This window comes from Methanocalculus taiwanensis, from assembly GCF_024372745.1.
Taxonomy (GTDB): Archaea; Halobacteriota; Methanomicrobia; order Methanomicrobiales; family Methanocorpusculaceae; genus Methanocalculus; species Methanocalculus taiwanensis.
On record NZ_VOTZ01000039.1, the window covers coordinates 1 to 11,273 of the forward strand.

General features: G+C 51.9%; 11 protein-coding genes and 1 tRNA gene. 6 read left to right on the plus strand and 6 right to left on the minus strand.

Annotated features, from left to right (window positions below; all coding sequences use genetic code 11):
- Nucleotides 1–144 precede the first annotated feature (144 nt).
- From FTO68_RS11300 to FTO68_RS11315, 4 genes are read left to right on the plus strand one after another with little or no spacing between them, the layout of a single operon-like run.
- Entirely contained in the window at nt 145–1,440 is a 1,296-nt protein-coding gene (locus FTO68_RS11300) for a COG1361 S-layer family protein (RefSeq protein WP_255333520.1), read from the plus strand.
- A gap of 31 nt (nt 1,441–1,471) precedes the next feature.
- The gene (locus tag FTO68_RS11305; RefSeq protein ID WP_255333521.1) at nt 1,472–3,703 is read left to right on the plus strand and encodes an efflux RND transporter permease subunit; all 2,232 of its coding nucleotides are present in this window, start codon (nt 1,472–1,474) and stop codon (nt 3,701–3,703) included.
- Between the two features lie 51 nt (nt 3,704–3,754).
- Nucleotides 3,755–4,213: an FKBP-type peptidyl-prolyl cis-trans isomerase gene (locus tag FTO68_RS11310; RefSeq protein ID WP_255333522.1), complete on the plus strand. Its 459-nt coding sequence runs from the start codon at nt 3,755–3,757 to the stop codon at nt 4,211–4,213.
- Complete coding sequence (locus FTO68_RS11315; protein WP_255333523.1) at nt 4,210–5,058, plus strand: DNA-methyltransferase; 849 nt, start codon at nt 4,210–4,212, stop codon at nt 5,056–5,058. Before FTO68_RS11310 ends, FTO68_RS11315 begins: the two co-directional genes overlap by 4 nt.
- On the opposite strand, the gene FTO68_RS11320 is transcribed toward FTO68_RS11315, so the two are convergent.
- On the minus strand, nt 5,033–7,171 hold the full coding sequence (locus tag FTO68_RS11320; RefSeq protein WP_255333524.1) for a DEAD/DEAH box helicase: 2,139 nt from the start codon (nt 7,169–7,171) through the stop codon (nt 5,033–5,035). The two genes, FTO68_RS11315 and FTO68_RS11320, sit on opposite strands and share 26 nt — an antisense overlap.
- Before the next feature lie 17 nt (nt 7,172–7,188).
- Nucleotides 7,189–7,614, minus strand: coding sequence for a thioredoxin (gene trxA / locus FTO68_RS11325; protein ID WP_255333525.1), 426 nt, complete (start codon nt 7,612–7,614; stop codon nt 7,189–7,191).
- Between the two features lie 179 nt (nt 7,615–7,793).
- Here trxA and FTO68_RS11330 point away from each other — a divergent pair.
- Nucleotides 7,794–7,868, plus strand: a tRNA-Met gene (locus tag FTO68_RS11330).
- A 142-nt stretch (nt 7,869–8,010) separates the two neighbouring features.
- On the opposite strand, the gene purF is transcribed toward FTO68_RS11330, so the two are convergent.
- Genes purF through FTO68_RS11345 form a run of 3 tightly spaced genes read right to left on the minus strand, consistent with a single transcriptional unit; the run spans nt 8,011 to nt 9,863 of the window.
- Nucleotides 8,011–9,423 carry an amidophosphoribosyltransferase gene (gene purF / locus FTO68_RS11335; protein WP_255333526.1) on the minus strand — a complete coding sequence of 471 codons (1,413 nt, stop codon included), beginning with the start codon at nt 9,421–9,423 and terminating at the stop codon, nt 8,011–8,013.
- Nucleotides 9,424–9,443: 20 nt separating this feature from the next.
- On the minus strand, nt 9,444–9,620 hold the full coding sequence (locus tag FTO68_RS11340; RefSeq protein WP_255333527.1) for a 50S ribosomal protein L37e: 177 nt from the start codon (nt 9,618–9,620) through the stop codon (nt 9,444–9,446).
- A 15-nt stretch (nt 9,621–9,635) separates the two neighbouring features.
- Nucleotides 9,636–9,863 carry an LSM domain-containing protein gene (locus FTO68_RS11345; RefSeq protein WP_255333528.1) on the minus strand — a complete coding sequence of 76 codons (228 nt, stop codon included), beginning with the start codon at nt 9,861–9,863 and terminating at the stop codon, nt 9,636–9,638.
- A gap of 120 nt (nt 9,864–9,983) precedes the next feature.
- Between FTO68_RS11345 and FTO68_RS11350 the strand changes: the two genes are divergently transcribed.
- Complete coding sequence (locus tag FTO68_RS11350) at nt 9,984–10,481, plus strand: RNA-binding protein (RefSeq protein WP_255333529.1); 498 nt, start codon at nt 9,984–9,986, stop codon at nt 10,479–10,481.
- 1 nt (nt 10,482) lies between these two features.
- Here FTO68_RS11350 and FTO68_RS11355 read toward each other — a convergent pair whose 3' ends face one another.
- The gene (locus FTO68_RS11355; RefSeq protein WP_438362308.1) at nt 10,483–11,202 is read right to left on the minus strand and encodes an RNA-guided endonuclease TnpB family protein; all 720 of its coding nucleotides are present in this window, start codon (nt 11,200–11,202) and stop codon (nt 10,483–10,485) included.
- Nucleotides 11,203–11,273 lie beyond the last annotated feature (71 nt).

Consider the following 11,273-nt stretch of genomic DNA (forward strand, 5'->3'; position numbering starts at 1 on the left):
AGGAGCTATCCTAATGGACATCAACGAAGAGTGGGTTACAGGCAGAAGATATTTGTCGGACGAGAGAGAATGATCAACCAAGGAGAGCAGGGTCAGAGAATTTACAGAAAGAAAGGTACGTTATCATAGACATTGGTGCAATCAATGACTCAGAACCATCATATTCAAAGAAGCTGCCTCAGAGGATTTCTTGTACTCGCCCTGATCCTTGCAGCGATCATCACACCTGCAACAGCAGGTGAGAAATATCTCTATGGCTCCCCGGACCTCAGGGTTGCAATCACCGGGACAAACGAGTTTTCTCCGGGCGAAGAGGCAACTGTCACCATCAGAGTGGAAAACACCGGACTGAACACCGTAAAGATTATCAGAAGCGATATCGTTTCAAGGGATGACCGGCCAGACACCGCCAAGATGGCAGTTGTGACCCTTGCACCGGGAGATGCGCCACTCACCCCAAAAACCGATCCACAGATGATCGGCGATATCACCGGTGGAGACAGCGCCACCGCATCATTCACCATCCAGTTTGATGAAGATGCAAAAGCCGGTGTCTACAATGTACCGGTCAGCATCGAATACACCTATCTCTCAAGTGCCGAACAGAATAGTGATGATTTCATCAGATACTTCTACAGCACAAAAATAGTTCGCGAAGAACTCCAGATTGTCGTGAAACCGGACGTGAGACTCCTTGTGACCGACATACAGGCGGAGGCAATCAATGTCGGAACCGAGGGATATGTCACCATTACCGTGCAAAACGTCGGATCCGAAGATGCACGTTCAGCCACCCTCAAGATAGACCGGAGTGGAGCAAGCCCCCTTATCCCGACTGATGGTAGCGCATATCTCGGCGACTTCCCTGCTGGATCGACAGTAACCAGGAAATTCAAAGTGTCAGTATCAACAAATGCTGAGCCACGTGAATATCCGCTTTCAGTCTATACTGAGTATAAAGATAGCAACGGCCAGATTGTAACATCAGATCCACGGACATTCGGAGTCGGCACAGGCGGAAAGATTGAGTTTACAGCCATCTCACCACCCGCTATTGTCAGTCCCGGCCAGAAGACCGTCATTGATGTTGAATACAAAAATATTGGTGATGCGCCGGTGTACCGGGCCACTGCAAGGATATCAGCAGTCGATCCATTCACCTCAAACGATGATACCGCATATCTTGGTGATCTTGCCCCCGGAGAGACGAAGGTGGCACGGTACATCCTGAATGTAGATTCAGGGGCAACTGAGAAAGTGTATGGCCTTGATTCTGAGATCCGGTACCGCGATGCACTCGACAACACCCAGATCTCAAAGACGATGAAGGTCGAGGTGGAAGTTGTCCCGCGTGAGGGATCAATTCCACCGGTGCTGATTGCAGCTATCCTGATTGTTGTGATTGGTGCTGGATACTGGTACTACCGGAAACGGCAGTAATCACCTTTTTTTTAAGGAGACGACTGCTACCATGCAGATCTACGAAAAAATCTCTGATGCAGTAAACAGGCATCCGGTAAAGATAGCACTGGCAATACTCCTGCTCCTCATCATCGGGCTCTATGGCATGACAATGACCGAGATGGAGACGGGTGCTGAAACCTACATAGATCCCGATACTCCCCGGTTTATTCTTCTCGATAAGTACCAGAGCACGTTCTCTTCAGACGCCATTATGATCCTCGTCGAGACCGAGGATGTCACAAATCCGATTATCCTCGACTATATGGCAGATCTTAAAAGAGATCTTGTACGTGAGAGGCATGTCACTGGTGTCATCGGTATCACAGATTACCTCACAACTGCCAATGGCAAAGAGATCCCTTCCTCAATTGCCGAGGTAGAGGCTGCAAAAGAACAGATTGATCCTGCACTTTATGATCGCCTCGTTCCTGCCACCTCAATGACGATCATCCAGGTTACCCTTGATACCGGCCTCTCCCAGGACACCCAGTTTGAGATCGTCGACTCACTCGATTCGCTCATCCGTATATCTGATCCACCGCCCGGAACCACCGTCTCGCTCACCGGAAACCCTGCCTTTGGCAAACAGATGATGGAAGAGATGGGCACCTCAATGGGGAGCCTGATCGGCATTGCGATGCTCCTGATGGTGTTAGCCGTCGGCCTCCTCTTTAGTGCCGTACGGTACCGCCTCCTCTCTGTTGCAATCGTGGCAAGCGGCCTCATCTTCACTTTCGGGTTCATGGGCCTGACCGGGATCAAAATCAACATGGTCACAATCGCCGCGTTTCCTGTGCTGATCGGAATCGGGATAGATTATGCGATTCAGTTCCATTCCAGGCTTGATGAAGAGGTGCGAAACAAATCTCTTCCGGAAGCAGTGAAAGAAACAATCACCAGATCCGGGCCCTCGATCCTGTATGCAATGCTCGCCACCTCGATGGGCTTTATCGCGATGTGGACTTCACCGCTTCCGATGATCAGGAGTTTCGGAGAGGTCTGCGTGATCGGAGTTGTCTGCTGCTACCTTGCTGCACTCTTCATCGTCCCCATTTTTGCCACCCTGCTGAAATACCAGCCAAAACCGATCCCGGAAAAGAAAGGGCTTGCACTGGGGGATCGGTACAATCTTGGCATTGGAAAGATGGCGAGTACTGTAGCACGTTTCCCATTGATTATTCTCGCCCTCTGCGTGCTCCTTGCCGCAGGAGGATTTTCAGTTGATGACCAGATCATCGTCAATACAGACGAGAACACCTTTGTCCCACCGGATATGCCCGCAAAGGTGCAGATCGATAAAGTGACCCGTGCGATGGGGCCTTCAGATGCCACTCCGATCTTTGTGAGGGGCGACCGGGTATCGGCTCTGGACTCGATCACCTGGATGCATAGTTTCCAGCGGTACCAGGAGGAGAATAACGATAAGATCACCAGCACACGGAGTATCGCCGATCTTGTGATCCAGTACAACGGCGGCAGCCTCCCAGAGACCGATGCTGAACTGGAGATGGTTCTTGAGAGAATACCACCCGAGCTCCGTGATCATTACTTAAGCGGCAATTCGATGGCGCTCATAGAGATATCCACAATCGATATGGATGCCGCAATCGGGATGTCCTTCATCAATCAGCTCCAGCATGAACTCACATGGCACCAGCCGCCCCCCGGCATCACCGCTTCGCTCACCGGGATGGGAGAGATGTTTACTGATCTGATTACCCAGATCCGGGAGACAAAGACCACCATGACCATCCTCGGATTTATCATGATCTTCGCCTTCCTCTTCCTCGTCTACAGGAAGAGCTTAAAAGCGGCAACACCACTTGTTCCGATCATCCTGATCGTGGGGTGGAACAGCCTGATCATGTACGAGCTTGGGATCGACTACTCTCCCATGACCGCAACGCTCGGATCGATGACAATTGGTATTGCATCTGAATACACGATCCTGATCGCAGAGCGGTACTATGAGGAGCGGGAGAGGGGCTTATTGAAGATGGATGCAATCCGGGAGAGTGTCCAGAAGATAGGGACCGCCATTACGATCTCAGGCCTGACGACCGTCTTTGGGTTCTCTGCGCTGATCACCTCCAGCTTTGGGATCATCAGCAACTTTGGTATCCTCACGGTCATCTCAGTCGGGTTTGCCCTGCTGGGGGCAATCATCGTGATGCCCGCAATCCTCTCCCTGATCGGAAACGGTGTAGAGGAGAGGGCAGAAGAGACGACTGCTGTATAATTCTCACAACCCCCCAATTTTTTTAGATCTCCCGGACAACAGGTACACCAGATGAACAATCCAGGCACCGGCGACACGGTTCATGTCCACTTCATTGCACAACTGGATGACGGAACTGTCATCGAAGAGTCAGATGCGGATGCCCCCGTGGTTGCGGTACTTGGTGCAGGCACGATGAATCCCGCCTTTGACGAAGCACTCAGGGAGATGGGTAAAGGCGAGAGCAGGACAATCACCCTCCCCCCGGAGAAGGCATACGGGAAGTACAATAAGCGGCTCGTCTTCAAGCTGAAACGCACAAAGCTTGATCTCATTGGGGATCCGAACGAGGGCGATTTTGTCAGGGTCAGCCTTCCCGGAGGAAAGAAGGCGCTTGTCACGGTGCTCGCGATCGATGAGAAGAATGTCACCATCGATGCAAACCACCCTCATGCCGGGGAGACGATCCACTATACGCTTACGCTTGATCGGATCGTGCCAGCACCAGATCCAATGGAGCCCAATCCATGAAGCCAAACACAATCTACCAGATGGACTGTCTTGAAGGTATGGAAGGAATGGATGCAGGCTCAGTCGATCTGATCGTCACCTCACCACCATACAACATCGGTAAGGCATACACCACCTATGACGACACCATTACCCGGGATGAGTACCTGGTGTGGATGAGAGAGGTAGCAGAAGCCTCTCATCGCGTTCTCTCAGAGAGGGGATCCTTCTTCCTGAATATCGGGGGCACGCCGAAAGATCCCTGGATCCCAATCGATGTGGCAAATGAGTTCCGGAAGAAGGGGTATCATCTCCAGAATATGATCCACTGGATCAAATCGATCGCGATCCCAAGACCCGATATGGGATCGTACAATAATATCACCGGGGATATCGCGGTTGGCCACTACAAGCCAATCAACAGCAAGCGGTTTCACCATGACTGCCACGAATTCATCTTCCATTTCACAAAAACGGGGGAAGTAACACTTGACAAGCTGGCTATAGGCGTGCCATACCAGGATAAGAGCAATATCGGAAGGTGGAAAGGGGCGGGATCCGACCTTCGTGACCGGGGGAACACCTGGTTCATCCCGTACGAGACGGTCAATGAGAAGCGGCCCCATCCGGCAGTCTTTCCAATCGGCCTTCCCACCCTCTGTATTAAGGATCACGGAGTCGGGCGGTGCCGCCTCGTCCTCGATCCATTTATGGGGATTGGATCGACCGCAATCGCCTGTATCCGGCTTGGTATTGATTATATCGGCTTTGAGATCGATGCCTCGTACCGTGAGATTGCGCTTTGGAGGATAGAGGAGGAGGAAAAGAAAAAAATACACCTCAAAGACGAGAATACCTCTCCCTGACAGCCGCAACCACCTCTGGCAGGGAATAGATATCCACTGCCGCCATCCTCTGCCGGATCTCATCCGGAAGCAGCCTGCCAAATGCCCAGGTCTCAGGCGGGAGCGGCGGGAGCTGTTGGATCAGCTCCTCTTCCGTTGTTCTTATCAATTGAATAAGCGCTTCCCGAACCTCAGCTTCTCCAAAATCACCACGAGGCACCTCCACGGTGACAGCAGCATACGTGCTCCGGACCGGCCAGCGGGGGGGCAGGAGATGTCTCATCAGGTGGGCGAGGGTTGCGTTCTGCCGCTCCCCAAGAAACGTCCAGAGCGAAACGAGTTCACCTTCAGGAAGCGGCTCTGAGATGACGCAGATCTTCTCCGGGCTGATGCCATATGGCCAGGAATGGATCTCGTCATTGATCACCTCATGCATCTCTTCCGGGAGACTAAGATCGGATCCCCGCCGGGCAGCTATCCTTCCCACCGCGTGTGCGAGGAGGGGCGACACCCCTGCCCTCCCGCCGCCGGTCCAGAAGGGCCGGGGCCCATGGCGATCGGATTGAACTACCAGGAGCCCCCGCCGTGCATCATCCCGTGAGATCACCCGCCACCCCCGTCCGGCGAGGGTGAATCCTTCTTCGGCTGCGATCTCAACAAACAAGGAATCAAGGGTTCCCACCGCCTCCCCATCCGGCGTCACTGCCCGGTATCCACCTCCTGCGGAGATGACTGAGCAGAGGGAAATCCAGTGCGAGCGTGAAAGTTCAGCCTCAGCAGTCATCCCGATCACAAGCAGATCCCCATCCATCGCGAGATATCCACTGTCAAGCAGGTGATCGAGGATCAGATCCGCGTCCACTGTACTAATCCCGGCAAAAGGAGAGAGATGCAGGAGTGCTCTTAGTAGAGAAGATCTTCCAAGCATACGCCTCTGCCTCAGAAGTACAAAGAGCTGTTGCACAAAGACATGGCAGGGGAAGCGGAGCGGCAGGAGCGGCTCTGCCTCACGGTTCCGGGCGGACTCGATTGCCGCTGCCGCCAGAAGCGCCTCTTCTCCTGAAGAGAGGATAAACACCATCTCAGGCGGCCTCCCTCTCCTGCCGGATCTTCCGAGCCTCTGGAGGAATGATGAGACCGAATCCGGGGCACCGTACTGCACTACGAGATCAAGCCCTCCGATATCAATCCCGAGTTCGAGTGTGCTTGTACAGATGATGCATGCAGGACTATCACCCGCCATCTCTTCTTCTGCCCTTGTCCTGAGATCAGATGAGACTGCTGAATGATGGACATATGCTGATTTATTTCGTAGTGAAAGACCAGAATGGAGTTTTTCTGCCTCACTCCTGCTTCCGGTAAAGACGAGCGCTTTTTTCCCGACAACAACCCGTGCAAGCGAGAGAATCCGCTTATATTCCACAGAATCAAGGATAAACGAGAAACGCCTGCCCACCCGGGGAGGAGGGATCGCAACAAGATGCTGTCTCCTCTGTTTATCAGAGAACCATTCAAGCAGTTCTTCTGGATTTCCTATCGTGGCAGAGAGGCCGATCCGCTGTATTTTCCGCCCTGACAGGATATCAAGGCGGTCAAGGAGGCAGGCAAGCTGGACCCCGCGATCTGATCCCATGAATGCATGCACCTCGTCAACAATCACCGATCTGAGATTGATGAGGGCAGATCTGTACTCAGCATCGCCAAGCAGTATTTCAAGGGATTCTGGGGTTGTAAGAAGGATGTGAGGGGCTTCACCTTCCTTCCATATCCGATCACTCCGCACAATATCCCCATGCCATGCACGCACCTCAAGGCCGAGTGGTGCTGTCATCCTGGTGATCCGATTGATCTGGTCATTGATCAATGCTTTGAGAGGGGAGATGTACAGGACTCCAACCCCTGAAGCGCCTGTTTTCAGGAGAGAGTCAAGAGCAGGCAGAAACCCCGACTCGGTTTTGCCTCCGGCAGTAGGGGCGATGATGATCAGATCAGATCCAGCAGATCCAACAGAGAGCGCCTCCTCCTGGACAGACCAAAGATCATCCCAGCGGAGCCTTGAGGCGAGGATCTCACGGAGCGCAGGATGGAGACGTGAATACGCACCTGTTGTAAAAGAAGTATCTTTCTCCGGCATAGAGACCGGGCACATCCTCAGACTGATTCTGCACCAGGCGGGGGAAGCCCAAAAGCCCGGATAATCACTGAGCGAAGCGTCTCCTTCGGAACTGCGCCCGTTACCCGGTCGATCATTTTTCCGTTTGCATAGAGGATTATCGTCGGGATCGCCGTAATATTAAACTGCCGGGCAATTCGCGGAGCTTCATCTGTATTGCATTTTGCAAATGTAACAAGCCCCGCCATCTCATGAGAGAGGGCTTCTACAACCGGTGCAACACGCCTGCATGGACCGCACCATTCAGCCCAGAAATCGACAACAGCAAAGCGGTTTTCAGAGATGAAGGTATTGAACGTGATCTCGCTCACCGGCACAACACCCTGAAACGATGCCTTCCGCTCCATCTCAGCGAGCCGTTCCCGGGCGCGTTTCTGCCGGAGAAATTCCAGTTCATCATCCATACAATCTCTTCTCTATCCATTCAGATAAGGTTTCGCATCATAAATTCATGGTAAATAGCAGAATTGATCCGACCCTGAGGGAAGTATCCGGAATACGTCAGTTTGCAGCCACAGAAACCTTTTGATATGCAGTAATCGGTAAGGTATTTAAGTAAATAATTGGAATATTAATACTCCGAAGCGAGGTAGGGTAGTCAGGAGATCCCGACGGGCTCATAACCCGTAGATCGATGGTTCAAATCCATCCCTCGCTATCTGTTCTGATGTTTTTTTAATGGAAGAGGATACACCTTCCAGATACAACATAACTCAAAATACGCTAATTATGCCGCCAGGAGCAACAGGCATGCAAGATGAAAATGATAAGTGCTCATGCAATTATCATCTAAAAAGAGATTAGAAATCCAGCCGGGTCTGGTATGAGCCGTGGATAAAATCAACATGGCGGCATGCCGAACATTCATTTGGAATCTTTACCGGGTAACACCCCGTCAGGCAGCCGGTACAGAAATCCGCTGCATCGATTCCTGTTGCTTCGATCAATGCCTCAAACGAAACATGATGAAGCGAATCTGCGGAGATACAGGAACAGACATCGTCGGTCGCCCTGTTATGTGCGATCAGCTCCTTCCGCGTTGGAAGATCGACACCCAGATAGCAGGGGGCGGTAACCGGGGGTGAACCTACCCTGAAATGAACCTCACGCGCCCCAAATTCCCGCACCAGTTCGATGATACGGCGGGAGGTTGTACCCCTGACAATCGAGTCATCTACGAGCACAACCGACTTCCCCTTGATATGCCCACGTACGGGATTTAGTTTCATCCGTACCGCGTTCTCACGGAGCTTCTGGGTCGGCATGATGAAGGTTCTCCCGATATACCTGTTCTTAATCAACCCTTCCTTGAACGGAATACCGGATGCCTCAGAATACCCTACAGCAAGCGATGTCCCGGAATCTGGTACCGGCGAGATGATATCAGCGCCAACCGGCGCTTCCTGATGCAACATCTCTCCGATCTTTCTCCTGACATCATAGACGAGCACCCCGTCGATCACCGAGTCAGATCGTGCAAAGTATATATACTCAAAGAGGCAGAATGCAGTGTGGTCGGACTTGGTGATCTGGCGGCATGAGATACCGCTTTTATCGATTTTAATCATTTCACCGGGGCGAAGATCGCGGATGAAGATCGCACCAAGTGCATCAAGTGCCACACTCTCAGACGCAACCATATACCCGTGATCTGTCTTCCCGATACAAAGCGGCTTGATGCCGAGCGGATCACGGAATGCAAAGATGGTATCATCAAGCAAGGTGACAACAGAATAGGAACCCTCCAGCTTTCTCATGCAGAGGACAATAGCATCCTCCATCGATCCGGAAAGTGTCAGCTCACGCGCGATGATCGCGGCTATTACTTCGGAATCGGTGGTTGTGGCAAAGATATGCCCGTGTTCTTCGTATTCTGATACAAGCTCGTTATTATTCACGAGATTACCGTTATGAACGATTGAAAAATGATGCCCTTTGAGCGAAAAGTTCAGTGGTTGTGTATTCTCCGGGCGGTTTTCACCGGTTGTCGGATACCTGACATGCCCGATCCCAACCGATCCGGGAAGCTGTTCAAGAATATCCCGGTCGAAGACCTCGGAGAGAAGACCCTGTGCCTTGTGTTTATAGAGCGTTCCGGCGTCAAATGTGCTGATACCGGCACTCTCCTGCCCACGATGCTGAAGGGCATAGAGGGCATAATACAGGGGGAATGAAACCCCGCCTGTGTCAACGATGCCGACAATGCCGCACATGATAAGAGCCTTATGTCGCGTTATGCTCTCAGTGGTTTCCTGTTCGTCCAGGCATATGAGCGCAGACGGGCACTCCGTCCGAATCCACAGGCTGAGCAGATCTTATGGCGGGCATGGTACGAGTTGCGGCCACACCGTCTACATACAATATGGGAATGCTTGTTACGCAGACCCTTCGATGGAGTTCCTTTCGACATGGTAAATCATCTCTATTATTCGATTGAAGGGGATATATAGATCACATTGTCACCACGGACGATCAGCGTGCCAAGTTTCACAACGCCATCCTCCGTCTCTTCTTCTGCCCGGTCAAGGACGAGGTTCATATGGACATCGTAGCCCTGCAGTATTCCACGGATTTCACGTCCGCCTTTCAGCGAGATGAACACCGGTTCCCTGTTTAAGACCTGTTCCAGAATATCAAGCGGTCGTTTGGTCATAAAAATCCCTTTGCATCTCCCTGGAGAGTACCATATATGCGCCCCAGTCTCACTTAAAGATAGCGCACCCCCCGGGAAATCCTTTAGTATCGCAGGGAGGATAGTACAGAAGAGTACATCATGGCTGATATCACAATTCGAAAACGGCATGCAATTAAAAAGAGCCAGGTTTCCGGGATAAAAAAGATGATTGAAAGGGCTCTTGGCGAGGAGGCTGCACTCTTTGACACCACATCCATCGAACGTGCCGAGACAGATGCAGATCTCTCGATATTCCTGATTGACAAAAAGCCGCTCATCATTTCCCGTGATGAATGGGCATTTCCTACGCTGAGAGGAGCACATCTCCGCCCGTTTTCTGCCAGAAGGATCACTGTCGACTCCGGTGCAGTCTCCTTTATGGTCAATGGAGCTGATGTGATGCGCCCCGGTGTCATTTCGGTGACAGATGATGTCAAAAAGGGCGAGCCCGCGCTGATCGTTGAAGAACGGCATGGAAAGCCGCTTGCGGTTGTTATCGCACTCTATGACGCAGATGAGATTATCGCAATGGAGAAGGGGAAGATTGCGAAGAATATCCATTATGTGGGCGACGCTATCTGGAACCTGGAGATGTGAACTACCCCGCCCTAAAGGGCCGGGCTTCCTGATTCATCCTCCCTCTATTGAGGAGAGTCCACAGGCCCGACGGTGCGTTCCGCACCTGATACCCCGACAAGGTTCTGTACTTGCAGGGCGAACTTCTTGTATTGACCGCCGCGTTGATGTCGCGGTCATGATGATTACCACAATCAGGACAGATCCATTCTCGCTCAGAGAGGGAGAGATCCCGCTTGAGATGGCCGCATTTACTGCATATTTTTGAGGAGGGATCAAACCGCCCGATCTCCAGGAGGGTCGTCCCGTACTTTCGGCACTTGTACTCCAGCATCGTGAAGAATGTACTCCACGATACATCACTGATGCTTCGTGCCAGTGTGTGATTCTTCTGCATCCCGGCGACATTCAACGATTCTACTGCTATGGCTTGGTTCTCTCTCACGATTTGATTAGAAAGTTTGTGCAGGAAATCGTTTTGCTGGTTTGCAACCTTCTCATGATACCGGGCTAATTTCTGAATCGCTTTCTGTCGATTCTTTGATCCCTTCACTTTTCGAGATACTCGTCGCTGCATCACTTTCAGGCGCTGGACGGAACTCTCCAAGTGCCGGGGATTCGCAACTTTCTCACCAGTCGAGAACGTTGCAAAGTCGGTCAGACCGACATCAATCCCGATGGTGGTGGATAACGTACCTTTCTTTCTGTAAATTCTCTGACCCTGCTCTCCTTGGTTGATCATTCTCTCTCGTCCGACAAATATCTTCTGCCTGTAACCCACTCTTCGTTGATGTCCATTAGGATAGCTCCTAT

Bases quoted from the DNA above. Each gene is read 5' to 3' on its own strand.
- FTO68_RS11300 (WP_255333520.1), top strand. From the start codon at position 145: ATGACTCAGAACCATCATATTCAAAGAAGCTGCCTCAGAGGATTTCTT.
- FTO68_RS11305 (WP_255333521.1), top strand. From the start codon at position 1,472: ATGCAGATCTACGAAAAAATCTCTGATGCAGTAAACAGGCATCCGGTA.
- FTO68_RS11310 (WP_255333522.1), top strand. From the start codon at position 3,755: ATGAACAATCCAGGCACCGGCGACACGGTTCATGTCCACTTCATTGCA.
- FTO68_RS11315 (WP_255333523.1), top strand. From the start codon at position 4,210: ATGAAGCCAAACACAATCTACCAGATGGACTGTCTTGAAGGTATGGAA.
- FTO68_RS11320 (WP_255333524.1), bottom strand. From the start codon at position 7,171: ATGCCGGAGAAAGATACTTCTTTTACAACAGGTGCGTATTCACGTCTC.
- trxA (WP_255333525.1), bottom strand. From the start codon at position 7,614: ATGGATGATGAACTGGAATTTCTCCGGCAGAAACGCGCCCGGGAACGG.
- purF (WP_255333526.1), bottom strand. From the start codon at position 9,423: ATGTGCGGCATTGTCGGCATCGTTGACACAGGCGGGGTTTCATTCCCC.
- FTO68_RS11340 (WP_255333527.1), bottom strand. From the start codon at position 9,620: ATGTCGAAAGGAACTCCATCGAAGGGTCTGCGTAACAAGCATTCCCAT.
- FTO68_RS11345 (WP_255333528.1), bottom strand. From the start codon at position 9,863: ATGACCAAACGACCGCTTGATATTCTGGAACAGGTCTTAAACAGGGAA.
- FTO68_RS11350 (WP_255333529.1), top strand. From the start codon at position 9,984: ATGGCTGATATCACAATTCGAAAACGGCATGCAATTAAAAAGAGCCAG.
- FTO68_RS11355 (WP_438362308.1), bottom strand. From the start codon at position 11,202: ATGATCAACCAAGGAGAGCAGGGTCAGAGAATTTACAGAAAGAAAGGT.